This is a genomic window from Gluconobacter sp. Dm-44, assembly GCF_018256175.1.
GTDB classification, from domain to species: domain Bacteria; phylum Pseudomonadota; class Alphaproteobacteria; order Acetobacterales; family Acetobacteraceae; genus Gluconobacter; species Gluconobacter cadivus.
This window is the reverse complement of the sequence record NZ_JAERLZ010000005.1, coordinates 70802-95496: the sequence shown is the minus strand read 5'-3', so window position 1 is coordinate 95496 and position 24695 is coordinate 70802. Positions and strand designations below refer to the sequence as shown.

Below are 24695 nucleotides of genomic sequence, written 5' to 3'. Positions count from 1 at the left end.
TCAGGCCGCCGCCTTCGGCCGGAAACGTGCCGTGGTGATGTCACAGTCATACTGTGCGGCGGTTTCGCAGGGATTGCTGGCGAGTTCGTTGACGGCCTCCAGAATACGTTCAACCTTGGCGTCATCCATCAGCACGCTGAAATTCAGACGTGTCCAGCCCGGCTTCTCGATTTCCTGACCAGACAGGATGGCGCCACGGATCTGACCGGACTCAGCCTCGTCGATCCCCAGCAGACGATGCGCATACGGCCCCGCGCACGCACAGCCGCCACGAACCTGAATGCCATAACGGTCCGACAGCATGCGCGTGAAAAGCTGTTGGTGGATGAACACATTGTTCTTCACATCGCGGATCCGGAATGAAAAGATCGGAAGCGCAGGAGCGGCCGGGTGGCCCAGAATTTCGATGGCGGGATTGCTGCTCCAGGCTTTCACAGCCCGGGCGCGCAGTTCCGCATTGCGCTGCGCCATATAGGCGTCTCCGATGACATCCTTGACGATGAAGGCCAGCGCGGCGCGGATATCCCCGATCACGTTCGGCGTTCCGCTTTCCTCGCGGGACGCAAGATTGGCGGAATAGTCGTGGTTCCACGGCGAGACGAACCGCACGGTGCCTCCACCCGGAAGAACGGGCAATGTGCGCGAGACTGCGGCGTTGCGCACAATCAGAATGCCCGAAGCCGCAGGGCCACCGATAAATTTGTGGCAGGAAACGACAACTGCATCTTTCTCGAATGGCGTTCCGGGCTGCATGTCGATCGGGCAGTACGGTCCGGCTCCGGCATAATCCCAGATCGACAGGGCACCATTTTTCTTGAGCAGGGCGGTGACGGCGTTCACATCCGTCAGAATGCCCGTGACGTTGGAGGCGGCCGAGAACGAGCCGATTTTCAGACGGTCCGCCGGGCAGGATTTCAAGGCCTCTTCCAGAATAGACAGGTCGGGCCCGCCTTCGGCTGCCTCAGGAATTTCGACGATCTCCGCCCCGCTCTCGCGCCAGGGCAGGATGTTGGAATGGTGCTCGTAAGGGCCGATAAAGACGATCGGCCGCTTTCCTGCATCACACAGAGCCGGAATCTCCAGCAGATGCACCAGACGGTTTAGCCCTGCCGTCGCGCCACTCCCCATAAAAATGGTCGTAAAATTGGAGGAGGGAGCGTGGCAGAGCTGCGAGATGGTTGCGCGGGCGCTATTGCGCAGCCGCGTCATGTAGGCGCCGCAGAAGGAAGCTTCGGTGTGGCTGTTGGCATAGAACGGCAGGATTTCGTCCATAATGAACGTCTCGATCTGCTTCAGCGCACGTCCGGAGGCAACATAATCGGCGTAAAGCAGAGACTGTGTGCCGAACGGCGTCGAGAATTTCGCACCATCACCGATCACGCCCTTGGCGAGCGCTGCCAGCCCGTTGCTGCGTAATGTCTGCTCGAACTGTTCAAGAATGGCGGTGCTGTTGTCGAGATTGCCGATCGTTTCCATGGCGCGATGTTTTCCCCTGCGTGATGGAGAAACGATAGACCGATAGAACGTGCGAAAACCGCTTCTTTTTTGAGGATGAAAAATCCTTTTTGTGGTCATATGATGCGATATGGCCAGAAAACTCGATCAGACAGACAGGGCGATCCTGAGAATCTTGCAAAAGCAGGGTACGCCCTCGCAACGTGAACTCGCTGAGAAGGTCGGGCTGTCCCAGAATGCCTGCTGGCGGCGGCTGAACGCCCTGCGCGAGGATGGCGTGATCGCTCACGATACGGTCCGCCTCAATGCAACTGCGCTGGGCCTGACGCTAACGGTGTTCGTGCTGATGCGAACGCGTCACCACTCACGCGAATGGTTCGAGACATTCCGCAAGGTTGTCGGTTCGATCCCGAACATAGTTGATTTTTATCGGATCGCGGGCGAATACGATTATCTTCTGAAGGTGGTGGCCTGCGACATGAACGATTTCGATCGTGTGTATCAGCAGATCATCAGCAAGGTGGAACTCGATGCCATCACGTCCTACATGACCATGGAAACCCTGGCGGACAACAGGGATCTTCCGGTCTGAAACGCCTATCCCGTCCACAGCAGGAAGTCTTTTGTCCATGAGTCAGCCCGACCAGCTTGCCCACAGTCTGCGTACGCGCCATGTCGTCATGATCGCCCTCGGCGGCGTGATTGGCGCAGGATATTTCATCGGGGCGTCCGCGGCACTCTCGCTGGGTGGCCCTGCGGTCCTGCTCTCTTATGCGCTGGCCGGAACGCTGGTGTTTCTGGTTAATCTGATGATGCGCGATCTGGCGTTGAAAGTGCCGGGACGGGCCTCATTTTTGGGGCAGATCCAGTATGCGCTTGGGGAGCGGGCAGCCTTTGTCGCGGGCTGGGCGTACTGGCTGACATGGATCATTGCGATTGCCGTGGAAGTCATCGCGGTCGCGACAATGCTCGCTCCCTATATTCCGCTGCCTTATGCCGTTATCGAGGTGCTTATCATGGCCCTGATGACGGGCGTGAACCTCATGTCCGTCAAAGGGTACGGGGAATTCGAATACTGGTTCTCGGCCATCAAGGTTCTGGCGATTGTCTGTTTCATCGGGATCGGTGTTTGGGCGCTGCTGAGCCGCCCCATTCCGGTGCATGAAAACCTGTTCGCACATGGCGGTCTTTTGCCGCATGGCTGGCTGGCACTGCTGGCAGTCATTCCGACCATCCTGTTCTCCATGGGCGGCAGCGAGATTTCCACCGTCGCAGCCGTTGAATCCGACAATACGGAGCAGAATATCGTCCGCGCCACGCGCTCCATCGCGCTGCGGATCGGCGGGTTCTATATCGTCTCGATCGCGCTGGTCCTCTGTCTGGTGCCGTGGAGCGATGTGGTGTCAGGCTATTCGCCGTTCCTGCTGGTGCTGCACCGCCTGCACGTGCCATTCGCGGACGTGGCCCTTGCGCTTGTGGTGATGACGGCGGCGCTGTCCAGCCTCAATTCCGGGATCTACGTGACATCGCGTATTTTGTACGAACTGGCAGAATCCGGGTCTGCGCCCAAGCTGTTCCTGACGGTCGATACTTCCACGAAACTTCCCCGTCGGGCCATTCTGGTGAGTGCGCTGGCCTCCATTCTCGTCGCAGCGGTGGCCGTGCTGTCGCCAACGCTGATCTTCGGATTGCTCGTCAGTCTGACAGGCGGTTTCATGGTGTTCAACAACACCATGATCGTGGCTGGACGTCTGAAACTCGTGCGGGAGTCTGCGTGGAGGGCCTATGCAGCGCTGGCGCTGATTGCCTGCACGCTGGTCGCCATGCTGATTCAGCCCGAAACGCGCTCACAGATTATTCTCGGGGCAGGCGCGCTCCTGCTGATCTTCGCCGCAGAACGGTTCGTTCCACGGCGTCAGCCAGACTGATGACTTAGTAAGGCACCGCCAGATCCCGGTTGTTGATTTTTTCAAAGACCGCTGTTGGCGTGTCATGAAACGTCTGGAGTGAGAATTTCCGGTAACTGATATCCTTATATCCCCGGACGAACATCACTCCATCGCTCAGGTCGGAGAGGGCTGTCCAGACGGTGTATTCAGAGACCGTTTTTCCGGATTCCTTCTGTGTCTCGCCGCCAAGCGTATCAGTGGTAATGTTTTTCATGCGATCGAACCGGTTCATGATATGCGCCAGAATATTGACCGCATCCCCCGATGACTGGGCCACGGGTGCATAGCTGGTGTAGTAAACGCCGCGAATGAAACGCCCGACAGAGGTGTCTGAGGATGGCAGATCCGAGGCCGCAATCCCGCTATCTGGCTGGACGACCTTGATGCCTCCCAAAGTGGCCGCAGATCTGTCCTGATTGGTCAGCTGCGTATAATTATTCAGGTTCTGAAGATGCCACGGAAAATCCGGCCCGTTTGTCATGACCTTTGTCGGGTTGTCATAGACATGAAATTTTCCATTGAGTGTCTCAACGACGATGCTTCCGCCGTTTTTATCGTAAAACGCAAAATGAAAAGGCGATTTCACACCGCCAAGTCTGGCTAGAACAGGAGACCAGAAATGCCCATTGTCAACGGCTTTCCGGACATCCTCCACGGTGGCGAAATTAGCCAGTGCCCATTCCCCAAGCGATGTTACGGGGACGGACTCTAGATAGTCTGATTCCGCAAGTGGAGTGAGGGTGGCGTCCGGCACCATATTGGCGCTGAAAGACAGACCCGCCCCATTCATACCCTCAAGCATGTTGTGGTCGTCACCGTCATCATAAACGGGCGTGGTAATCGCCAGAATGGGATAGAGAGACTTGTAATGCGCTCCGGCACTGCCGTTCGGCGCTTTTTTCTGGAAGGCCGTTTGTGCTGGATAGAAAGTCACCCATGACGGCAGATCTTCAGGAAGCTCCAATGTGCGTCCATGAAAAACATGGCCTTTGTTATCCGTAATCGCCAGGCTTGAGCAGGCCTGTCCGATTGCAGGAAACAAAAGGACAGAGGACAGCATCATACTGGAAAGAGACGTTATTTTCATTGGGCTGGTCCTGAAAATCGTATTGATAATTTTTGCGTGGATAATTCAGAATTTTCTATCTTCACTAAAGACGAAATATTTATCAGGAAGTTTCTTAACTTGGAGTAAAGTCACATTATGAGCCATGGGATGGGACTGCTAGAATAACGCTCCCTGTGCCGGGCTTCCGGGGATGCTCGCCCCAAAATCCCGCTCGATCCAGCATTTGAGCACAAGCAGGATCTGTTTCTGCTGTTCTGATGTCAGGGGCTTGCCCGGCCCCATGCCGTGCCATTTCGACAGACAACTGCGGCAACAGGCTCCCGTCGCATGCTGGGCGATGAAGACCGGATGACCGCGCATGGGGGTTTGTTTTCCGTCGCGCGGTGGATGTGCCGGAGCGAGGCGTTCGGCGATGAACGTTGCCCCATGCTCCATGACAGCATCAAGGCCCCGGCTTTCCAAATAGAGTCGGGCCTGATCGTCCAGATGAAAGCGTGAGCGGAAACGGGATCGGGCGAGGCGTTCGAAGAGATCTTCGGGGTCAAAACGGCTCACTGATCCACAACCTTCTGAAAAACAGGCAAAAAATCGCGTGAGAGGACGCAAGCCCCCTGTAAGAACATTTGTTCTTTCTCCATATGGTGATGAATGGACGCTTTTCCGAGACGCTCCCGCTCATCTTCCGGGGCAGGAGACACCACAACATTGACGGTTCTTTCTCCGCTACAGGTGCAGGACCTGTTCTCTGCGCGGCTGGAAGAAATCTGTGCGGCTTTCGACGACTGGGGTTTCCCGCTGATTGTGGCGGGGCAGCTTGGCGATGCCGCGCCTAATGCCTACCCCAAATATTACCAGCTTCCGCTGACCGATCCGCAGTTCGGCACCATCCTGTCGCTGGAAGTGCAGAAATCCGTTCTGGCGCGGGCGGATGTCGGGCCTGGCGATTATGTCCATGTGACTGGCATGCTGCGGGCCCGCCAATATCGGGGGCAGATTGTGCTGCGTTTTGAAGCAGTTGCCGTTGAACTTCACGACCCTGCGCGGCAGAAAGTCGAGCGTGTCGAACGTTCTGTACTCGACGTTCTGCGCGGACTGCCCTGCACCTATCACCCTTATCCAACCCGGCCCGAGGCACGCCTGTTGCTGATCCACTCGGCAGCGTCAAGTGCACTGGTAGCGGAAGACTTTCTTCAGGCGCTTGGCGGCGCGTGGCGTCCGGAACGTGTCAGAAGCCTGCCCACGGCCATGAACGATCCCGGCCGTCTGGCGGAAGCGATTGGCACCTGTCGCGAAGAGATCGTTGTCCTGATCCGCGGTGGCGGGGATGCCTCGGATTTCGTGGTGTTTGAAAGCCCACAGGTGATGGAAGCACTGGCGGTCTGTCCGGCGCATCGCGTTCTGGGTGTGGGACATACGGCCAACCGGACGCTCGCCGAGCGTGTTGTGGATCATGCTGCCACGACACCTGCCGATGCTGGGCACTATATCCGGCGTATGAGTGGCCGGATCTGGCAGGAGCAGGAAGAAGCCCGCGCGCAACAGGAAGAAATGGCCGCACTTCGAGACAGCGTGGCGCTGAATATTGCGCCGGAACGAGCACCGATCGGAACTCGTCTGCGGAATGGGTTGCTTCTGCTTGCGATCGGTCTGGTGCTGGGGCTGCTGCTGACGCGGCTACTCTGACCTGTCAGGCTGTCGTGAGTTTTGTTCTGACCAATCAGACCATACCCGATGTGTCCGCGGAATAATTATTCTTGGCGCCGCACCTGAAAAAGTACGGCGCTGAGACACTGCATTTCGGCAATTCGTGGTGTGTTCTGTCGTTTGTGGCCTTCAGCGAACATCCACACGGACGAACGGTTTTGTGGCCGACGGATCAGTCATCGCGTGCATTTCGATCTGGATGGACTGGGCACCGGCTTTTTCAATATGGGCTGCCACACCCGCTGCCAGATGATCGGTCACGTCCGTCAGAGCCTGTGCCTGCGCGTCCGGATTGGGCTGGGGTGGTGCGAAAGCCTGCACGATGAACAGGACATTTGCCTTGCGTGACAGGGCAGTTTTCGCGGCCCGTTCGACGATGGGGCCGTATTCGGATTCCGGCGTGCCGTCTGGAATCGACAGGAACGCAGCATGCGGCGGGGGAGCCGGAGGTGCGGGCGGAATATAGGGGTGCGGAGGTTTGCCCGCGTTCGGATTGAACGTGCGCTGGTCCAGCAGCTTGCACCCCGACAGCAGGGGTGCGGCCAGAAGCAGCCCTCCCATCAGGAGTGCAGAGTGCGGAACAAAGCCCCGCTGCGAACGGAAATGTCGGACGAATGGTGCCATATCGCGCGGAACCGTCGCAGGAACGGAGGGTTTGAGCAAGATTATAGAGTCAACTTCATGAAAAACTGTTGATGCCCCCTGTCGCTCTGCTGTGGCGGTGCTATGGAGGATGCCCGAGTTTTCAAAAAACGGAGTAGGGCAGGTCATGGCTGTAAAAATCGCGATCAACGGTTTCGGACGGATCGGACGGCTGGTGCTGCGTGGCATCATCGAGAGCGGTCGTACGGATGTCGAGGTTGTCGCCATCAACGATCTGGGTTCCGTCGAGGCCAACGCGCATCTTCTGGCTTATGACAGCACGCATGGCCGCCTTCCGGGTACGGTCCGTGCCGAGGGTAACAGCCTGATCATCGAAGCGAATGGCCGCACCTACGGTCCGATCAAGGTCTCGGCCGAGCGTAACCCGGCACAGGTTCCGTTCCAGGGCGTTGACGTGGCGATGGAATGTACGGGTCTGTTCACGTCCCGCGAAAAGGCCGCTGACCTGCTTGAAGCCGGTGCAAAGCGCGTCGTCATTTCCGCTCCCGCGACCGACGTCGATGCGACGATCGTGTTCGGTGTGAACAACGAGGTTCTGACGCCGGACATGAAGATCATCTCCAACGCGTCCTGCACCACGAACTGCCTTGCACCCGTGGCCTCCGTTCTAGACAAAGCCTTCGGGATCGAATGTGGCTACATGGTCACGATCCATTCCTACACGGGTGACCAGCGCACGGTTGATACCCTGCACAAGGACCCGCGTCGCGCCCGCGCCGCAGCCCTGAACATGATCCCGACCTCCACGGGTGCTGCCAAGGCCGTTGGTCTGGTTCTGCCGCATCTGAAGGGCAAGCTGGACGGAACTTCCATCCGCGTTCCGACGCCGAATGTCTCGGTCGTCTCGCTGGATTTTGTCCCGACGCGTGCTCCAGCTTCTGCCGAGGCCGTCAACGAAGCCATTCGTGCCGCTTCGCTCGAAGGCTCCCTGAAGGGTATCCTCGAATACAACACAGCGCCGCTCGTCAGCTCGGACTTCAACCATGACAAGGCATCGTCGATCTTCGATGCGACGCAGACGGTTCTTGTCGATGGTGGCAAGCTGGTGCGCGTCTGCTCTTGGTACGATAACGAGTGGGGCTTCTCCAACCGTATGGCCGACACGGCTGCCCTGTTCGGGAGCCTGTGAGTGATGGCCTTCCGCACCCTTGATGGTGTGGACGCACGCGGCAAGCGCGTGCTGGTCCGCGCCGACCTCAACGTCCCGATGCATGATGGCGTCATCACCGATGACACCCGTCTGCAACGGGTTGCGCCCACGATCCGCGAACTGGCCGACAAGGGTGCGCGCGTCGTGGTGTTCAGCCATTTCGACCGCCCCAAGGGTCAGGTCGTCCCGGCTCTGTCGCTGCGTCCGATCGCGCTGAAGCTCGGCCAGATCCTCGGACAGCCGGTTGGCTTTGTCGCCGAATGCGTCGGTCCGACCGTGGAAGCCGCAGTCGGCGGGATGGCGGACGGGGACATCATCGTCCTCGAAAACACGCGCTTTCATGCGGGTGAAGAGGCCAATGATCCGGCCTTTGCCAAGGCTCTGGCACAGAATGGCGACATCTTCGTCAATGACGCGTTTTCGGCTGCACACCGTGCCCATGCTTCGACCGAAGGTGTGGCGCGGGATCTGCCGTCCTTCGCCGGGCGTTTGATGCAGGCCGAACTGAGCGCGCTGTCGGCGGCTCTGGAGAACCCGGAACGGCCGGTCGGTGCGATCATCGGTGGTTCCAAGATATCGACGAAGCTCGATCTGATCGGGAATGTCATCGAGAAGGTGGACACGCTGTTCATCACAGGGGCGATGGCCAACACGTTCCTCGCGGCTGAAGGCATGAATGTGGGCAAGTCCCTGCAGGAAGCCGACATGCACGAGACAGCGCGGAAAATCGCCCATCTCGCGCAGGAAAAGGGCTGCGAGATCATCCTGCCCATCGATGCGGTCGTGGCGCGCGAGTTCAAGGCCAATGTCCCGACCGAGACCTGCCTGATTGGTGAAGTCCCGGACGATGCCATGATCCTTGATGCCGGTCCGCGTACGGTTGAGTTGATCCGTGAGCGTCTGGACACGCTCAAAACGCTGGTCTGGAATGGCCCGCTCGGTGCATTCGAGATCGCGCCTTTCGACAAGGCGACCGTCGATGTCGCGCAGTATGCCGCGCAACTGACGGAAGAGGGTAAGCTCAAGACGATCGCCGGCGGCGGAGATACGGTCTCGGCCCTGCGTCATGCAGGTGTCGTGAGCCAGATGACCTATGTCTCTACGGCTGGGGGGGCTTTTCTCGAGTGGCTGGAAGGTAAAATCCTGCCGGGGATCGAGGTTCTGCGTTCTGCGGGCCACGATCTGGGGCTCACCTGAACGAAAGCCGGGGAGGGCAACCTTCTCGGCTTTTTTTTATGGAGAAGTGGCGATTTGGAGAAGAGTGCTGTCCGCCTGTCTTCTATTATGCGGTCTCGCGGGCTGTCAGGCTTACGATCAGCCGCCGACAGCACCTGCACCGCCGTCTACGGGAGAACCCATCCACAGTGGGCGCCCAACGGGTATGCTTCTCTCCCCCTCAAAGCCTGACCAGACGCCCTATTTCTGAAATTTTGGACTGGTGCCGGATAGGCGCGGGTCAATCAGCCATCATAAAAAAGCCCGTCGGGATATCCCAACGGGCTTTTTTCGTGATGTGTCGCTTCAGGCCTGAAGGCCGTTTTCGCGGCGGCGTAATTCTACTTCCGCGGCCATGGCTTTCTGGAGTTTTTCCATGGCGCGGGCTTCGATCTGGCGGATACGCTCGCGCGAGACGTTGTAGTGATGGGAGAGATCTTCCAGCGTGGAAGGCTCTTCCTTCAGGCGACGCTCGCTCAGGATATGGCGCTCACGCTCGTTCAGCGTCATCATGGCCTGATCCAGAAGCGCCTTGCGTCCCGTGAACTCTTCAGAAGCAGCATAGGTCTGCTCCTGATTGTCGTGGTCGTCCACGAGCCAGTCCTGCCATTCGCCTTCGCCATCAATGCGCAGCGGTGCGTTCAGACTGTGATCCGGTGCGGCCAGACGCTGGTTCATGGACATGACGTCCTGTTCCGGCACACCAAGAGTGGTCGCGATGGAGTTGACCTGCTCCGGCTTCAGATCACCGTCGTCAATCGCCTGCATCTGTCCTTTCAGACGACGCAGGTTGAAGAACAGCTTCTTCTGTGAGGCGGTCGTACCGATTTTCACCAGAGACCAGCTATGCAGGATGTATTCCTGCATGGCGGCACGGATCCACCACATGGCATAGGTGGCAAGGCGGAAACCACGCTCCGGGTCGAACCGGCGCACGGCCTGCATCATGCCGATATTGCCCTCGCTGATGAGTTCGTTCACCGGCAGGCCATAGCCACGATAACCCATGGCGATTTTGGCAACGAGGCGCAGATGGGACGTAACGAGGCGGTGTGCCGCGCTCGTATCCTCGTTCTTGCGCCACTGGCGGGAGAGATCGAGTTCTTCCTGCGGGGTCAGCAGGGGGAACTTGCGGATTTCCTGAAGATAGCGGGTGAGGTTGTTCTCTGGACCCACTGAAATGACGGCTGGGGATGCCATGGTCTTCGACTCCTTTCGCCCGGGGCTTAACCCGCATCCGGATGAGATGGAGACTCATACGGACCGGCGACGGGATAGTTCCGTCTGACCCAGGTGACGCATTGGGAAGGACTTTCACGTCCCCGACCGTTAGCCCCCGGACTGGGCGACCTCTGGCGGTACGATCCGTTCCGGCGGCGCGTCAGCTCGTCGGATAAGTTGTTTATGACAGGCTCAGCCAAAAAAGTCAATGGCCTTTTAAGGTTTAGCCGATCAGTCTCTTTTTCAAGGTCTGAAAATCTTCGGGAGGGGCAGTTTCGAACGAAAGCTGCTTTTTCGTCCGCGGATGGATAAATCCGAGTCGGGTTGCATGAAGCGCCTGACGGGGAAAATCGAGTGCCGCTTCCTTCGCATCCTGCGACAGACCACGCGCCGCTGCGGGAATCCGCCGCAGGTAGACCGGATCGCCGAGCAGGGGGTGGCCTGCATTTGAAAGGTGAACACGGATCTGATGGGTGCGTCCAGTGGCAAGACGACATTCGATCAGGGAGACGGCGGCCTGATAGGGTTCGATCAGCTTAAAGCGTGTCAGGGCAACCTTGCCGCCGCTTCCGACAACAGCCATGCGTTTACGATCCCGCTTGTCCCGGCCGATATTACCGTCGAATTCGCCTTCCAGCGGCAGGAGCCCCCAAGCGAGGGCCAGATAGGCCCGGTCGATGTCGCGGGCGGCGAAGGCTTCTGACAGGGCATTATGAACCATGGCCGTCTTGGCCACGACCATCAGGCCGGACGTGTCCTTGTCCAGACGATGCACGATACCGGGGCGCTTCTCCCCGCCGATTCCTTCGAAACCTGCTCCACAATGGCCGAGCAGGGCGTTGACCAGCGTGCCCGTCTCGTTTCCGGGAGCGGGATGCGTGACAAGCCCGGCCTGCTTGTCGAGCACGATCAGGTCGTCGTCCTCATACAGGATGTTCAGCGGGATCTGCTCAGCGATCGGACGGGCAGGGAGGGGCTCGGGGAATGTCAGCAGCAGTTCCATGCCGTCACGCAGCGTTTCCGCCGGTTCGCAGACCGTCTTTCCGTTGACGGAAAAGCTGCCGCCTTCAATCAGGGCCTTGACCCGGGAGCGTGAAACCGTGCCGATGGCGTCCGCCAGCGCGCGGTCGGCCCTCTGGCCAGCCGTGGACGCATCGACAACAAGACGGAATGGGGAAGCAGGATCAGACATGACACAGGGTGTAGCCGAGGAAATGGCGAACAGCGAGTCGCAGACACCAAAAGCGCTTCTGGCCGCTGTAATTTTGATGGGCGTGCTGATTATTGCGGCCGTTTTCGGATTGATCGGGGTGATTGCCTACCGCTTCCTGCATCCCCGGCCGAGCGTTACGGCAACCGTGCCGCTGGCCGAGGGAGGCTTCTCGCGTCTCGCTCTTCCGCTCGGTGCGGGCGAGCATATTACGGCGCTTACGGCGCGCCCTGACGGTCTGATGGCGGTGACACTGAGTGGCACCGGAGGTGATAGGGTGCTGTTGTGGAATCCCGAGGCCGGAAAAATCGCCGCCGAACTAGATTTTGGAACCCCCGCGCCGTCTGCACCCTGATCGGTCTGAACCTGCCGCCGTGTTTTCGCGTTAGGGCGGCAGGTTCAGAAAGGATCACGGATAATGGGACGTCTGATTGATGCGGCCTTGGCCGTCGGTACGGTTTTTGGGGTGCAGTATGCCTCGCGTGAAATCAGCCCGGCGGACGATCCGTCTACCCGCCGGTGGTACGACCGGCTGAACAAGCCGCATTTCAATCCGCCAGGTCCGGTTTATGGCATCGTCTGGACGATTCTGGACGGGCTTCTGGCTTGGTCGGGCTACCGGCTTCTGCGTGCTGAAAAATCCTGTTGCCGGACGGCGGCGCTGATCCTCTGGGCGCTGTGCGTTGCCGGTGTGGCAGGCTTTCCGTTCTTCGTGTTCCGCAAACGGCAGCTTGGAACAGGTCTGGCCATCTGTGTCGGCCTGATCATGACGTCTGGAGCCTCGATCTGTGCAGCGCACAAGGTGGACTGCAAGGCAGCTTCAATGCAGGTTCCGTTTTTTGCATGGCTGATCTTCGCCACCTGCATTCACGAAGAAATCTGGCGTACGAACTAAAGACGCCTCAGGCGGCGTTCAGAATGGCCGCCATAAGCCCGGGAAACCGGGCGTCGAGTTCCTCGATCCGTAGGGAATTACGGTGCTGAACGCCTTCGATCCGGGTTCTCAGGACGCCGCTCTCACGCAGGACCTGAAAATGGTGCGACATGCTGGATTTGGGCCGCGTTCCGATCAGTGTGGCGCAGTTGGCTTCCCCAACGCGCCCCAGATGTCGCACGATCTCCAGACGCGCAGGATCAGCCAGCGCACGCAGCACCGGAATCAGTTCGAATGTCGCGGAGTCAGGATGGTCGTAGGCAGCCATAAAGATCTTATCCCTTTCCTGAAGTTTTATCGCAACACTTGCTTTGTTCGAGTTTTATCGAACAATATGGTGATCAGTCCATTGAAGGAGAAGCAGGATGCCAACGCTGTTCGATTCGATTGATTTCGGTCCCATTCACGCGAAGAACAGGATTCTGATGTCCCCTCTGACGCGTGCGCGCGCCGACAGGAACGCTGTTCCGACTCCGATCATGGCGGAATACTACGCCCAGCGCAGCAGCGCCGGATTGATTATCAGTGAAGCCACAGGCATTTCCCGCGAAGGTTTGGGCTGGCCGTTTGCTCCCGGCATCTGGTCAGATGAACAGGTGGAAGCCTGGAAGCCGATTGTCGCCGCGGTTCATGCCAAGGGCGGCAAGATTGTCTGCCAGCTCTGGCACATGGGACGGATGGTCCATTCTTCCGTCACGGGCACGCAGCCCGTTTCGTCTTCGGCCACGACAGCTCCGAACGAAGTTCATACCTATGAAGGCAAAAAGCCTTACGAACAGGCGCGTGCAATCAACGCCGCTGACATCAGCCGTATCCTGAACGATTACGAGAACGCGGCGCGCAACGCCATCCGTGCGGGTTTTGACGGTGTGCAGATCCACGCGGCCAATGGATATCTTATCGATGAATTTCTGCGGGATGGGACGAATCTTCGCACCGATGAGTATGGCGGTTCGCCGGAAAACCGTATCCGCTTCCTGCGTGAAGTGACCGAGCGCGTAATTGGCGCGATCGGTGCGGAACGGACAGGCGTCCGCCTGTCCCCGAATGGTGATACACAAGGCTGCATCGATAGCGCGCCGGAAACGGTTTTCGTGCCGGCCGCCAAACTGCTTCAGGATCTGGGCGTGGCTTGGCTCGAACTGCGCGAACCCGGTCCGGACGGCACTTTCGGCAAGACCGATCAGCCCAAACTGTCCCCGCAGATCCGTAAGGTCTTTACCCGGCCGCTGGTTCTCAATCAGGATTATACCTTTGAGATGGCGCAGGAAGCACTGGCAGAAGGGCACGCCGATGCGATTGCCTTTGGCCGGAAGTTCATCTCGAACCCCGACCTGCCGGAGCGTTTCGAGCGCGGCATCGCCCTTGAGCCTGACAATATGAAGACTTGGTACAGTCAGGGGCCGGAGGGATATATCGACTACCCGTCCGCGACCTCAGGTCCCAACTGAGCTTTGAGGCAGTCCGGGAGCTGTTGGTTGCTCCCGGATTTCCAGTCAGACGGGCCGGACGAGTTCGTACAGCGCGACCGCCGCAGCATTGGAAACGTTCAGGCTCTCCATGTCGCCGGGCATGTAAACACTGGCGATTTCGTCGCAGGTCTCACGCGTCAGGCGGCGCAATCCAGCCCCTTCGGCCCCCAGAACCAGCGCCACACGACGCCCGACAAACCCTTTTCCATCCAGTCGTGTGCCACCGGCATCCAGACCGACAACCCAGAAATTTTCGGCCTGAAGCGCCTGAAGGGCGCGGGAGAGATTGACCTCACGCAGAATGGGAACGAGGTCGAGCGCGCCTGAAGCTGCCTTCGCCATGGCGCCGCTTTCCTGCGGGGCATTGCGATCCTGCACCAGAAGCGCTGCCGCTCCGAACGCCGCAGCCGATCTGAGAATGGCGCCGATATTGCGCGGGTCCGTCACCTGATCAAGCACCAGAACCGGGCCGGTACGCTCGACGATATCGAGAATGGCGAGTGTTTCCAGAGGCTCAACCCGCAGGCAAACACCCTGATGCACGGCATCGCGCTCACAGAGTTTGTCGAGGCGCTCACGGTCCACAATCTGCGGCTTGTGCGATGCGCCTTCGAAAGACGCCGCAGCTTCGCGCGTCGCCAGAAAATCATGGATCACACGCTCAGGATTGGCGAGAGCCGCTTGCACGGCATGGTGCCCATAAATCCAGTAGCCGGAACCGGAGTTGCCAGCATGACCGCGACCGGAACGGCCACTACGTCCGCCAGAGCGCTCACCGGAGGGGCGGGACGGCTGGTCAGCGCGTGCGGATGGAGGGGAGGCGCGATCCGTAGAACGGTCGGGAGCGGAGCGGGAGGGAGATCTTCTGGCCATAAAAATCATATAATCGACAACAGGCGATTGACATAGCCGCCAATCCGCCATATCTCAACCGCCGACCCGGAGAGGTGCCCGAGTGGCTAAAGGGGGCGGACTGTAAATCCGCTGGCGTACGCCTACGTTGGTTCGAATCCAACTCTCTCCACCAGGTCACCAAAATCTAATAAATCAAATAATAATAACTTCGTGCCGGTAGCAGTCAGCTGCCAGTTCGTTGTTCTCTTGTCAGCGGTTCTCCCATCATAACGATGTGCATCGTGTGGCGCGCACAAGAGAAGTGATTTGAGCGGCAAAGATTTCCTCTTCCCAGAAATGTCGAGCGGGAGTTGCAAGAGGCCACAAACCGTTGCTTGGGAGCATAGTATCTTGGTTTCGAGAGGTATTTTGCTCAGCGTATGAACCAGTAGCAAGGATATTGCTCCTGGACTTTCATCAAACGGACGGATCGTTTTAGCGTCAGCGCCGGGTCTGACTGGGCTGGACTACTTCAGATCACTATTTTTTCAATCCGAACCGGAGGTAAGGAATCATATACTATACCTAGAATCGGAAGATTTCCCCAAGAATTCGCATTGTATATAAGGCAGATTCAGCTAGAACAGGCGCGGAAATTGTAGAAATTATATAGTATATATTTATGATATTAAGGTAAATATTTTCATTATATTCGATGCTATGGCAATTAATATCAGTATTATATAATATAATACTAATATTAATTCTATATTTACATAGTGGTATTTTTTTTATTTTGAATTTACGAAATAGATTGTGAGATTGATTTTTGAGGAACTCAAATCCCTCAGCGTCGTTCACAACGGTATAGTATTATACAAAAAAAACAAAATAAAAAAATATAAGTAATTACATTTTTCGGAGAATGCTATGGTCTTCTGTAATGAATTTATTTCGATGAATTTCTCAAAGGCGCAGGAAATTCCAACAAAAAAAAATATAAAAAACACAATTATTGTAACTATAAGTGGTATTGGGCATGAAGATGAATCAGAAAAATATATCTTGCTAGAAGATAGTTTTTTAGATTTTAACGTTTTAGGAATAACAAATAAAAAAAGAGATTTCTTCATAAATGATTCTACTGAAAATGCTCTTGATTTTCTAAGAAATTTTCTAAAAGATTTTTCTAAAGTAGTAATAATAAGCCATTCTATGGGAGGATTTTTTGCATTTTATATATCTAGCTACATAAAGGTAGATTTATGTATTGTTTGTAGTCCATATTTATCTCTTTCAGAAAAGGAAATGAATTTAAATGATAGTGAAGAGTTTATTTTATTTGATAAAATAAATAAAAGCTACATAGAAAATTACTGCCTTAATAATATTAAGGTATCATCCCTTTCACCAAAAGATCAGGATAAATTTATAGTTATACTTGATTTATCAATAAAAGATGATAATAAGACATTTTACTTAATTAACAAATTTCTTAATAAAATTAATGTTGTTGTTCTTCCGGGTTTGGGGCATTTATCATTATATTGCCTTGAAAAAAGAAAAATTCTTAGTTCTGTGATTAGAAATAAATTAAATGAATCCTATTCATTGCCGACTAAAAATATATTAGAACACATTCTTAATTCTTATCTCCAATTTCCTCTTTCCCGAGAGGAAAAGATTTGCGTTAAAAATCAAATATATTTTAATAACCCAGATCAATATGGAGGATACTACTATTTCGTTTATGATTATCTTCCAAATGAAGAAAGCTCGGAGTTATTTATTATTATTAACAAACACGGTTATATAATGAGTTTTTATTCGTCGATAGCGGGCTCCTTTTGGTCAGAGTTTCCATTCGAAGATAATAGATTTTCTCCTATTATCGTAGATGGCCAAAAAAAAACATGTTTTTGCTTCTATAATTCCAGTCTTATTGAAATGGATTATAATAAAATTAGTATAGAGACAAATAAAATTGATAAATTTTATCGAAAAATCCCCTTTTCAAGAGATTTTTTTGAAATATATTTTAATAATTTCAAGTTTGATGATAAAATTGAAATTTATTCTGCAATAGATATAAATAAAAAAAAGAAAAAAAATAAATTCGCCTTTGTTTTAAATAAAATAACGCGATTTTTCAGAAGTTAATAATAAATATTTACTATAAATTTCTATTATTGTAGATGTATCGTATATCATAAAAAAGATAGAGTATATTATTCAGGTTTTCGAGATGGTTTGAACACAGGAAACGGTAAATGCCGGAGCGAGAAGTGTCTGTCCCGGGATTCCCGTATTAATATGATCAGGAAATGCGCCGGAGAGTTGAAGAGTGATCTCCGGCGGGACTGTCTTCAGTCCAGCGGCGCGATTTTCACGACAATATACGGCATGACTTCGAGGTCTTTGCCGTTATGAAAAACCGGCAGGCGTGCCCATTGCCCGACCGTGCCGTACAGAGCGCCATTGGCGTAGGTCAGACCATCGGGTTCGGTCAGACGCGGATCATGTGCCACTACGGAAACCTGACCATCCGGCCGGTGGCGCAGGATCGCATGGCGCTCATCATCCGTGATGTAGAGCGAACCGTCCGGGCCAGTTGCCATACCATCGCCCACTCCGGTTTCGCCTTCATCCTTCACAGCCTTTTCCAGATTGGCTTCGCTGGTGTTCGGATCAGACAGAACAGCGGTTGGCGCAGAATAGAGGCGGCGGCTGCTCTGCGGCTGCCAGTAGAGCGTCTGTTGGTCTGGGCTGAGGGTAACCCCGTTTACACCCCCTTGAGGGATCGTGGCGTGCGCCGGATTATAGCGTCCTGCCACGCCGTCCATTACGGCAACAAAGCCGGGAACCGGCATGACGGAGACCGTGTCCGCCAGAATGCGACGCTGATGTCCCGTGGCCAGATCAACGACGATCAGTGCGGGATGCACATCGACGGACGTGTCGGTAATGAAAGCGGTTCCCGCCTTGCCATGAGTCAGGTCGATGCGGACGTCATTGACGTGGCTGTCCGGCAGAAGGGCTGGGGCGCTGAGGGGAATGACCTGCGCGATTTTTCCGCTCACAGGATCAATTCGGAAGAGCTTCTGCGCGCCTGCTACCGTTCCTGTGCCAGCGACCATGCCTTCATCCAGAACCCAGAGCTGCCCGTTGGCATCAACGGTCATACCCAGAGGCGAGACGAACTGTTCCTGTGAGGCGGCATCGGGGAAGGGCATCAGCTTACCTTTTACATATAGCCCCAGCCTCGGGCCGGAATGTTCGTGAGCGCTGCGTGGGAAGCCGAGTATCATGCGTCCATCAGGCAGAACGGCAATGCCGGAAGGTTGAGCGTTGGAAAAGCGTCCGATGATCTGCACATTGCCGGACGGAAGTGTGCCTTTGTCGACGGTTTCGGCGGCGAGGAGGGGAGAGGCGGTAGTAAGTGCTGCAATGCCGACGCTGAAAACGAAGGTTAGAAATGTCTGACGAGCCATGGCTGAGATCTCCTTTACCGATAAAGGAACAGAATGGCTCAGGCCTGACAACCCACGCCCACGTGAGTGCAGAAGATCAGCGTTTCAGCAGGCGCGCGCGCAGGGCAGGGTCGTGGGCATACAGGAACAGCCCATGAATCCCACGCGTGAGGATGACGTTCAGGGCATTGAGAATAACGCGCTTTTTTGCCTCTTCGGGTGCAGCGATTCCATCCCGCCCCTGAAAGGCCGCGCTATCTTCGTACCTTTCCGGCCTTACGCCGATCCGGTCATGTTCCGCATCATAAAACAGGGACGGTCCGAGAATGACTCCGGCATAATTCAGGTCGAACCCCTGGATCGTATAGACGGACCCGACCTCGTCGATCGTATCCGGGCGCTCGGCCCAGGGGAGTTTTTCGCTTGGCAGGGAACGATCCCATCGTAAATGGAAGTCGCCCTCGGTGATGAAATGGTCTTCACCATTGAGCGTATAGGGATAATCATAGGTCGAAAGCAGACGGCAAAGGCCGTATTTCGCATTGCAAGCACGCAGATCCGCATAGAGTCTTGCGCAGTCGTCATAGACCCGCAGATCGAAGCGCGGATCTTTGGGCCGGGACAGGATCTTACCCTGCCCTAAAGCGTCGATCCACGAACATGTGGCGGCACTGGCCGCGACACGGAACTGGGTTTTGAGATGGAAAGTCTCTGAAGGGCGATCTTTGCGGAAGCTCTCGAGAAGATCACTGGACCAGTGGCTCTTGAACTTCAGAACCTGCAACGGATCAAACACGATCACCACGATCCGCGCCCAGCGGAGGATTTCTTCCAGATGGTTCTGCTGGGAGAAATGATTGTACCGGTCTGGACGGGTCAGCAGCAGATGCGCCTCGTCCACCAGCACGATATCCGCGCGTTGTCCGGTCTTTGCGGATTTATTGATGAAGGTCGTGGGGCGTTCGTAGTCGCTCTTGCGCAGGTTGGGCATGGTGGCCGCGATGTTGCGATAGAGCTTGAGCATCTCCGGGTGATTGACGATCAGCATGTTCCGCAGACCCTTCAGCGGGTCGGCGGGTGAACCATTTCGTGCCCGGGTCTGGAGCGTGTTGAAGATTGCGTTCAGGACGACGCTTTTTCCTGTGCCTGCCGCGCCTTCAATAATGAAAAGGGCGCTGTCGTCCTGTCGGTGGCATTCGCAGAAGGAAACCACGCGCTGCAACAGATCCATCTGCGGCCCGGATAGTGCGCGCTCCGGGGAGAGCTTGCCTGTGGCGGCATTCCCGGAAACGCTCACGACATTCAGTCCGCCGCGATATCGGCGACTTTGGCATCCGTGGCCCGCTGGGCATCGGCGGGTGTCATCCGCACGACCAGCCCCTGACCACCCGCATTGATATAGACATGTGCGCGCGGCATCGCGTCCTGCGACAGGACAACTGGGATTGGGGTTTTCGATCCGAACGGGCTTGTGCCGCCAGACTCGAAGCCTGTTAGTTCATGGGCCTTTTCAGGGCTCATCATGCGGGCATTCCGCCCGTCGAACAAAGCTGCCACCTTCTTCAGATTCATGCGCTGATGCGCAGGGGCGATGACACAGACAGCCTGTTTCTTGTCCACTTCGACAACCAGCGTCTTGAGCACGTCTTCCGGCGCTACGCCGATGGCTTCTGCTGCCTGCATTCCGATCAGACCGCCATTGGGGGCATAGTCATAATCATGAACGCTGAAAGGAATGTTCTGGGCCGTCAGAAAGGCGGTTGCGGCTGTTTCTCGGGTCATGTGCGTGCTCCGTCTCCAGAAGCAGGCCATTATACGCCGAACGGCTGAAATCCAGCGAAAATCAGCGGGGATCGCCCCGGCCAGGACCTGCAATATCGTGTTGTCTGTATGGGCGTGCAGGGGCCGGTTGGCAACATAGGAGACGTCGGAAAGAGGCTGATCGCTTTATTCCGAACTGTCGCTGAGTTGCGTGATGTATCGTTATTCATGAGACGCATGACATTTTCTCTGTTACTGTTTAACGCTAAAGAAAATTCTGGCTGGTCTGGGGTCAGGAGAATCGTCGTGACGATCCAGCGGGTCGGAAAGCTGTCGGGAGAGGCATCGTGAATCAGAAAAGCATCTGGGTCGGGACGAACTGGAAAATGAACAAGGGGCCGGCCGAAGCCATCGCGGATGCCCGCGCCCTGGCGTTTTTTCGTCCCCCGGAGGGCGTCCAGTGTTTTCTGGCCCCACCCGCCACGTCGCTGCGGGATGTGGGAGCGGTTCTTCAGGACAGCCCCCTGATGGTCGGCGCGCAGAATATGTACTGGGAGGACAATGGGGCGTGGACGGGTGAAATTTCCGCTCCCATGATCGCCGAATGCGGCGCGTCCATTGTCGTGCTGGGGCATTCGGAGCCTCGGCAGCATTTCGGGGAAACGGACTGGACGGTCAATTTGAAGGTCCGCGCAGCGCTTCGGCATGGCCTGCGCCCTCTGATCTGTATTGGGGATACGCTCGACGAATATGAGTTCGGTGTTTCACAGGAGACTCTGGCGCGGCAGACAAAAATTGCGCTGCATGGGGTTTCTCAGGAAGACCTTGAACGTGTTCTGGTAGTTTATGAGCCCGTCTGGGCCATAGGGGCGGCGGGTCGTCCGGCCGAACCGGCTTTCGTCTCCCAGATCCATACGACGCTGCGTGGTGTTGTGCAGGGGATTGCGGGGCAGGGCAGTTCCGTTCGGATTCCGTTGCTTTATGGCGGTAGCGTTTCGCGGGGCAATATCCGCGACTATGTGGCCCTGCCGGACGTGGACGGCGTGCTGATCGGCCGGGCAGGCTGGAATCCAGCGGATTTCATGGATCTGGTCGAGAGCGTGCGTGATGTGGTCTCTCCGAAGGTTCCTGCATGATGAGTGCCCTGCTTACGGAAGGGCAGGCACTGTCTGGCCGCCGGCGCGGGATTCTTGATTATGTCACCGAACATGGCGTGGTGCCGGTCGCGGACCTGCTGAAGCGCTTTTCGCTCAGTCGGGCTTCGATCAACCGGGATCTTCTGGTGCTCTGTGCGCAGGGTCTGGTCCGGCGGATCGGAACGGACATCACGACGCTTCCGAACATCGGCGCATCGGCAAGCGTGGTGTATCGCAGGGCGCAAGCCGTTGCTGAAAAGCAGGCGATTGCGGCCCTAGCCGCTTCTATGGTTGGTCAGGGCGACACTGTGGCGCTGGATGATTCCACAACCGCAGGGGCGATGGCCGACAGGGTGTGCGAAATCGCCCAGTTGACGGTCGTGACGAACAATCTGGGAATCGTCAGTCGTCTGGGGCCTTGCGAAACGGTCGGGCTGATCGGTCTGGGAGGGCGTTATAGCCCGACGTTCGATGCTTTTGTGGGAAGGATCTGCGAGCAGGCTGTGATGTCCATGCGGATCAACATGGCATTCGTGTCGGCGGCCGCAATATCCGGCGTGACGGCCTATCATCAGGTTGAGGACATCATTCAGGCCAAGCGGGCCCTGATGGATGTGGCGGATTGCCGCGTTCTTCTGGCAGACAGCCGGAAGTTCGACACTGTGGCCATGAACCGGTTGGCGCTCCTGTCTGAATTCGACGTCGTGATTACGGATGATGGGATCGATCCCGCCTGCGCCGAACTGCTGCGGGACGCGGGCATATCGCTGAGGATTGCCAATGTCCCGCGCCCCGCTCCCGGACTTACTGCGAACTGACAGCCGTCTGTCGCGTCATGACCGGAGCAATTGGCCAGAACGTGACGGAAACTTCCGCCTGCAAGGCTCCGAGTTCGTCCTGAATATAAGTCATGTATTCGTGCAATCCGCGGGAAATGATCTCTTCGGCGGTCTGGTCTTCGAGCGTGGCCCTCAGATTGATGATGCGTTCCTGTAAAGGCCCGCACTGGTGGCGGAGATTGTAGTGTGTGGACAAGGCATTAAGCGTGCTCTCCACCTGCCGCAGATTAAGCATCAGGGAGCGCGGAAATCCTTCGTTTTTCAGCAGAAACCCCACGACATTGGCCGGTGTGGTCGTCACGGGTTGAAGTCGGCGGAAGGCATGATAGGCCGCAGCTGAACGCAGGACGGACCCCCATTGCGTCAGGTCCATCTGAGAGCCTGAAATTTCGCCACCCGGCAGCAGTGTGTGGTAGCGGATATCGATCAGACGGGTGATCTGGTCGGAACGCTCCAGATATTTCCCGAGCAGATAGAACAGCCACGCCTGATCGCGATACAGCGTGCCTTCGGTAACGCCGAAATGCGTTTGGCAGTCCTGTTTGATACGGTTGCACAGCCCGGACAGACCATTGCGGCGGATGTCGGGCGTGGACAGTTCCATCATGCTTTGGGTGAAAATATTGAGCTGCATCCACATTTCGGTGGAGATCAGCGGACGGGCCGAACGGGCGTTTTCCCGAACCATATGCGCCATGGCGCGAATGGATGTTGGGTTCGAGCTTTCCGTGATGTAGAAGGCGAGGATATTTTCTTCCGTCGCGGGCAACGCATAAAGGGCGGCGTAGCGCTCTTCATCAGAATTGATCTGAAGAATGGAATCCCATCCCGGACTACCATCGGGATTGCGGACGAAGGCTTCCGTTACTTCCAGAATACGGGCGAGATTTTCGATCCGCTCCATATAACGGGCGAGCCACATCATGCTCTCGCCATAGCGCGACAGCAGCGTGTTGAGATTGGCGAGCATGGCGGGAAAGCGTGTGCCGGTCTGTGTCATCGGGCCATCACCCAGGTGTCTTTCGAGCCGCCGCCCTGTGAGGAATTGACGACCAGCGAGCCTTTGCGAAGGGCCACGCGGGACAGGCCACCGGGGAGGACCCATGTATTTTTTCCGGTCAGGGCGAAAGGTCGCAGGTCCACATGCCGGGCCTCCACACCGCTGGGACAAAGCGTGGGAGAGACCGAGAGGTCGATGACCGGTTGGCTGATGTAATTGGACGGATCTTCGAGCAGCTTTGCGCGGAATTCGTCCAGTTCAGTCTGGGTGGCCTGCGAGCCTATCAACAGGCCGTAGCCACCGGACTCGCCGACGGGTTTGACGACCAGCTTGTCCATATTGGCCAGCGTATAGGCCAGCCCCTCCGGCTCGGCGCAGATATGGGTCTGGACGCTGTCGAGGATCGGGTCTTCACCCAGATAATAGCGGATGAGGCGGGGCATGTAGGCATAAACGGCCTTGTCGTCCGCAACGCCCGTTCCCAGAGCGTTCGCCAGCGTGACGTTACCCCGGCGATAGGCTTCCACGAGGCCGGGTACGCCGAGCATGCTGTCCGGATTGAAAGCCAGAGGGTCCAGATATTCGTCGTTGAGGCGGCGATAGATCGCATGAACGGGCCGCAGCCCTGCGACGGTCCGCATATAGACGCGATGGTTCTCGACGATCAGATCCCGGCCTTCGACAAGGGGCACGCCCATCTCGCGGGCCAGAAAGACATGTTCGAAATAGGCGGAATTGTAGATGCCGGGCGAGAACAGCACGACCTGCGGATCGGTCACACCCTCGGGCGCGACCTCGCAGAGGGTCTGGTGCAGCTTGAGCCCATATTCCTCAACTGAGCGCAGAGGCATGCCCGAGGCAAGATCCGGCATCAGGCGCAGCATCATGTGGCGGTTTTCGATGACGTAAGAGACGCCCGACGGCGTGCGCGCATTGTCTTCTAGGACCATGAAACGGCCGCTGCTGTCGCGGATCAGGTCGGTCCCGTTGATATGGACATAGACGTCACCGGGGACGCGGACGCCGACCATGGCTTCGCAGTAATTGGGGTTGCCGAGGACCAAACTGGCGGGGATGATGCCATCTCGCAGAACATGACGCTCATGATAGATGTCCCGCAGGAACAGGTTTAGCGTTTTGACGCGCTGCTGCACGCCGCGGTCGATATGATCCCATTCCGGGGCAGTGAGAACGCGCGGGATCATGTCGAAGGGGAGGATGCGGTCGATCGCTTCGCGGTCGGAATAGACGGTGAATGTGATGCCCAATCGATAGAGCTGCGTCTCGGCCGTGCTGGTGCGATGACGCAGTTCCGAAAGATCAAAACCGGCCAGACGGTCTCGCACGGTCCTGAGTGCGGGGGGGATGTCATCCGTCCGGCGCATGAGTTCGCAGAAAAAATCCGGTGTGTCATAGGCGGCGAAAATACCTGCCGCGGCCTTTGTCGGAGCCATTACGGAAAGGCTGGTCGCGGAGGGATCGGGAGACTGCAAAACCGGCTTGTTCATTCTCTGCCTCACACCCTGTTTTTTCCCGACCCCGTGTGCTGAAGGAAAGCCCGATCAGCCGTGCCGGTTCGTTACGATATTTTATTAACGGAGCAAGATTTCGAC

The 24695-nt window shown here is 56.4% G+C and carries 24 protein-coding genes and 1 tRNA gene; 12 read left to right on the top strand and 13 right to left on the bottom strand.

From position 1 onward, the window contains the following. The gene (locus JK213_RS07985; RefSeq protein ID WP_194262517.1) at positions 1-1476 is read right to left on the bottom strand and encodes an aminotransferase class V-fold PLP-dependent enzyme; all 1476 of its coding nucleotides are present in this window, start codon (positions 1474-1476) and stop codon (positions 1-3) included. Between the two features lie 109 nt (positions 1477-1585). Here JK213_RS07985 and JK213_RS07980 point away from each other — a divergent pair, with 109 nt between their 5' ends. After that, the gene (locus tag JK213_RS07980) at positions 1586-2047 is read left to right on the top strand and encodes an Lrp/AsnC family transcriptional regulator (protein ID WP_062031049.1); all 462 of its coding nucleotides are present in this window, start codon (positions 1586-1588) and stop codon (positions 2045-2047) included. A 37-nt stretch (positions 2048-2084) separates the two neighbouring features. Then, the gene (locus JK213_RS07975) at positions 2085-3383 is read left to right on the top strand and encodes an amino acid permease (RefSeq protein ID WP_194262518.1); all 1299 of its coding nucleotides are present in this window, start codon (positions 2085-2087) and stop codon (positions 3381-3383) included. A gap of 4 nt (positions 3384-3387) precedes the next feature. On the opposite strand, the gene JK213_RS07970 is transcribed toward JK213_RS07975, so the two are convergent. Beyond that, the gene (locus JK213_RS07970) at positions 3388-4491 is read right to left on the bottom strand and encodes a linear amide C-N hydrolase (protein ID WP_228125510.1); all 1104 of its coding nucleotides are present in this window, start codon (positions 4489-4491) and stop codon (positions 3388-3390) included. 138 nt (positions 4492-4629) lie between these two features. Further along, a complete protein-coding gene (locus JK213_RS07965) occupies positions 4630-5028 on the bottom strand; it encodes a DUF4186 domain-containing protein (protein WP_194262519.1) in 399 nt (132 codons plus the stop codon). Between the two features lie 150 nt (positions 5029-5178). Between JK213_RS07965 and JK213_RS07960 the strand changes: the two genes are divergently transcribed. After that, positions 5179-6156, top strand: coding sequence for an exodeoxyribonuclease VII large subunit (locus tag JK213_RS07960; protein WP_228125511.1), 978 nt, complete (start codon positions 5179-5181; stop codon positions 6154-6156). A 150-nt stretch (positions 6157-6306) separates the two neighbouring features. Here the strand turns inward: JK213_RS07960 and JK213_RS07955 are convergent, their stop codons facing one another. Further along, positions 6307-6840, bottom strand: a complete 534-nt coding sequence (locus JK213_RS07955) for a hypothetical protein (protein WP_228125512.1) — start codon at positions 6838-6840, stop codon at positions 6307-6309. A gap of 106 nt (positions 6841-6946) precedes the next feature. On the opposite strand from JK213_RS07955, the gene gap reads away from it, so the two are divergent. After that, on the top strand, positions 6947-7969 hold the full coding sequence (gap, locus tag JK213_RS07950; protein ID WP_194262521.1) for a type I glyceraldehyde-3-phosphate dehydrogenase: 1023 nt from the start codon (positions 6947-6949) through the stop codon (positions 7967-7969). A gap of 3 nt (positions 7970-7972) precedes the next feature. Beyond that, positions 7973-9187, top strand: coding sequence for a phosphoglycerate kinase (locus JK213_RS07945; protein WP_194262522.1), 1215 nt, complete (start codon positions 7973-7975; stop codon positions 9185-9187). Positions 9188-9511: 324 nt separating this feature from the next. On the opposite strand, the gene rpoH is transcribed toward JK213_RS07945, so the two are convergent. Together rpoH and JK213_RS07935 are read right to left on the bottom strand one after the other, a co-directional pair. After that, a complete protein-coding gene (gene rpoH / locus JK213_RS07940) occupies positions 9512-10405 on the bottom strand; it encodes an RNA polymerase sigma factor RpoH (RefSeq protein ID WP_194262523.1) in 894 nt (297 codons plus the stop codon). A gap of 244 nt (positions 10406-10649) precedes the next feature. Continuing rightward, the gene (locus tag JK213_RS07935) at positions 10650-11618 is read right to left on the bottom strand and encodes an RluA family pseudouridine synthase (protein WP_194262524.1); all 969 of its coding nucleotides are present in this window, start codon (positions 11616-11618) and stop codon (positions 10650-10652) included. On the opposite strand from JK213_RS07935, the gene JK213_RS07930 reads away from it, so the two are divergent. Beyond that, complete coding sequence (locus JK213_RS07930; RefSeq protein WP_194262525.1) at positions 11617-11991, top strand: hypothetical protein; 375 nt, start codon at positions 11617-11619, stop codon at positions 11989-11991. The two genes, JK213_RS07935 and JK213_RS07930, sit on opposite strands and share 2 nt — an antisense overlap. Before the next feature lie 63 nt (positions 11992-12054). Continuing rightward, on the top strand, positions 12055-12531 hold the full coding sequence (locus JK213_RS07925; RefSeq protein WP_194262526.1) for a TspO/MBR family protein: 477 nt from the start codon (positions 12055-12057) through the stop codon (positions 12529-12531). Between the two features lie 7 nt (positions 12532-12538). On the opposite strand, the gene JK213_RS07920 is transcribed toward JK213_RS07925, so the two are convergent. Further along, positions 12539-12838 carry a helix-turn-helix transcriptional regulator gene (locus tag JK213_RS07920; RefSeq protein ID WP_194262527.1) on the bottom strand — a complete coding sequence of 100 codons (300 nt, stop codon included), beginning with the start codon at positions 12836-12838 and terminating at the stop codon, positions 12539-12541. Positions 12839-12935: 97 nt separating this feature from the next. Here JK213_RS07920 and JK213_RS07915 point away from each other — a divergent pair, with 97 nt between their 5' ends. Further along, on the top strand, positions 12936-14021 hold the full coding sequence (locus JK213_RS07915) for an alkene reductase (protein ID WP_194262528.1): 1086 nt from the start codon (positions 12936-12938) through the stop codon (positions 14019-14021). A gap of 45 nt (positions 14022-14066) precedes the next feature. Here the strand turns inward: JK213_RS07915 and rlmB are convergent, their stop codons facing one another. After that, a complete protein-coding gene (rlmB, locus tag JK213_RS07910) occupies positions 14067-14915 on the bottom strand; it encodes a 23S rRNA (guanosine(2251)-2'-O)-methyltransferase RlmB (RefSeq protein ID WP_194262529.1) in 849 nt (282 codons plus the stop codon). Between the two features lie 68 nt (positions 14916-14983). Here rlmB and JK213_RS07905 point away from each other — a divergent pair. After that, positions 14984-15069, top strand: a tRNA-Tyr gene (locus tag JK213_RS07905). 764 nt (positions 15070-15833) lie between these two features. After that, positions 15834-17036: a hypothetical protein gene (locus JK213_RS07900; protein WP_194262530.1), complete on the top strand. Its 1203-nt coding sequence runs from the start codon at positions 15834-15836 to the stop codon at positions 17034-17036. Between the two features lie 206 nt (positions 17037-17242). On the opposite strand, the gene JK213_RS07895 is transcribed toward JK213_RS07900, so the two are convergent. The 3 genes from JK213_RS07895 to JK213_RS07885 all read right to left on the bottom strand — a co-directional run bounded on the left by JK213_RS07895 (position 17243) and on the right by JK213_RS07885 (position 20128). After that, positions 17243-18367 carry an SMP-30/gluconolactonase/LRE family protein gene (locus JK213_RS07895; RefSeq protein WP_194262531.1) on the bottom strand — a complete coding sequence of 375 codons (1125 nt, stop codon included), beginning with the start codon at positions 18365-18367 and terminating at the stop codon, positions 17243-17245. Between the two features lie 76 nt (positions 18368-18443). Next, complete coding sequence (locus JK213_RS07890; RefSeq protein WP_322783044.1) at positions 18444-19643, bottom strand: DUF2075 domain-containing protein; 1200 nt, start codon at positions 19641-19643, stop codon at positions 18444-18446. A gap of 5 nt (positions 19644-19648) precedes the next feature. Then, positions 19649-20128 carry a YbaK/EbsC family protein gene (locus JK213_RS07885; protein WP_194262532.1) on the bottom strand — a complete coding sequence of 160 codons (480 nt, stop codon included), beginning with the start codon at positions 20126-20128 and terminating at the stop codon, positions 19649-19651. 323 nt (positions 20129-20451) lie between these two features. Between JK213_RS07885 and JK213_RS07880 the strand changes: the two genes are divergently transcribed. Together JK213_RS07880 and JK213_RS07875 are read left to right on the top strand one after the other, a co-directional pair. Then, on the top strand, positions 20452-21243 hold the full coding sequence (locus tag JK213_RS07880; protein ID WP_194262588.1) for a triose-phosphate isomerase: 792 nt from the start codon (positions 20452-20454) through the stop codon (positions 21241-21243). Beyond that, a complete protein-coding gene (locus JK213_RS07875; protein WP_228125513.1) occupies positions 21240-22061 on the top strand; it encodes a DeoR/GlpR family DNA-binding transcription regulator in 822 nt (273 codons plus the stop codon). Before JK213_RS07880 ends, JK213_RS07875 begins: the two co-directional genes overlap by 4 nt. On the opposite strand, the gene JK213_RS07870 is transcribed toward JK213_RS07875, so the two are convergent. Together JK213_RS07870 and JK213_RS07865 are read right to left on the bottom strand one after the other, a co-directional pair. Then, complete coding sequence (locus JK213_RS07870) at positions 22048-23082, bottom strand: alpha-E domain-containing protein (RefSeq protein ID WP_228125514.1); 1035 nt, start codon at positions 23080-23082, stop codon at positions 22048-22050. The two genes, JK213_RS07875 and JK213_RS07870, sit on opposite strands and share 14 nt — an antisense overlap. After that, entirely contained in the window at positions 23079-24536 is a 1458-nt protein-coding gene (locus tag JK213_RS07865) for a circularly permuted type 2 ATP-grasp protein (protein WP_228125527.1), read from the bottom strand. The genes JK213_RS07870 and JK213_RS07865 overlap by 4 nt, the downstream gene beginning before the upstream one ends. Between the last annotated feature and the right edge of the window lie 159 nt (positions 24537-24695).

Coding starts and splice junctions, on each gene's coding strand:
- JK213_RS07985 (WP_194262517.1), bottom strand. CDS start 1,476: ATGGAAACGATCGGCAATCTCGACAACAGCACCGCCATTCTTGAACAG.
- JK213_RS07980 (WP_062031049.1), top strand. CDS start 1,586: ATGGCCAGAAAACTCGATCAGACAGACAGGGCGATCCTGAGAATCTTG.
- JK213_RS07975 (WP_194262518.1), top strand. CDS start 2,085: ATGAGTCAGCCCGACCAGCTTGCCCACAGTCTGCGTACGCGCCATGTC.
- JK213_RS07970 (WP_228125510.1), bottom strand. CDS start 4,491: ATGAAAATAACGTCTCTTTCCAGTATGATGCTGTCCTCTGTCCTTTTG.
- gap (WP_194262521.1), top strand. CDS start 6,947: ATGGCTGTAAAAATCGCGATCAACGGTTTCGGACGGATCGGACGGCTG.
- JK213_RS07945 (WP_194262522.1), top strand. CDS start 7,973: ATGGCCTTCCGCACCCTTGATGGTGTGGACGCACGCGGCAAGCGCGTG.
- rpoH (WP_194262523.1), bottom strand. CDS start 10,405: ATGGCATCCCCAGCCGTCATTTCAGTGGGTCCAGAGAACAACCTCACC.
- JK213_RS07930 (WP_194262525.1), top strand. CDS start 11,617: ATGACACAGGGTGTAGCCGAGGAAATGGCGAACAGCGAGTCGCAGACA.
- JK213_RS07935 (WP_194262524.1), bottom strand. CDS start 11,618: ATGTCTGATCCTGCTTCCCCATTCCGTCTTGTTGTCGATGCGTCCACG.
- JK213_RS07925 (WP_194262526.1), top strand. CDS start 12,055: ATGGGACGTCTGATTGATGCGGCCTTGGCCGTCGGTACGGTTTTTGGG.
- JK213_RS07920 (WP_194262527.1), bottom strand. CDS start 12,838: ATGGCTGCCTACGACCATCCTGACTCCGCGACATTCGAACTGATTCCG.
- JK213_RS07915 (WP_194262528.1), top strand. CDS start 12,936: ATGCCAACGCTGTTCGATTCGATTGATTTCGGTCCCATTCACGCGAAG.
- rlmB (WP_194262529.1), bottom strand. CDS start 14,915: ATGGCCAGAAGATCTCCCTCCCGCTCCGCTCCCGACCGTTCTACGGAT.
- JK213_RS07900 (WP_194262530.1), top strand. CDS start 15,834: ATGAATTTCTCAAAGGCGCAGGAAATTCCAACAAAAAAAAATATAAAA.
- JK213_RS07895 (WP_194262531.1), bottom strand. CDS start 18,367: ATGGCTCGTCAGACATTTCTAACCTTCGTTTTCAGCGTCGGCATTGCA.
- JK213_RS07885 (WP_194262532.1), bottom strand. CDS start 20,128: ATGACCCGAGAAACAGCCGCAACCGCCTTTCTGACGGCCCAGAACATT.
- JK213_RS07875 (WP_228125513.1), top strand. CDS start 21,240: ATGATGAGTGCCCTGCTTACGGAAGGGCAGGCACTGTCTGGCCGCCGG.
- JK213_RS07870 (WP_228125514.1), bottom strand. CDS start 23,082: ATGACACAGACCGGCACACGCTTTCCCGCCATGCTCGCCAATCTCAAC.
- JK213_RS07865 (WP_228125527.1), bottom strand. CDS start 24,536: ATGGCTCCGACAAAGGCCGCGGCAGGTATTTTCGCCGCCTATGACACA.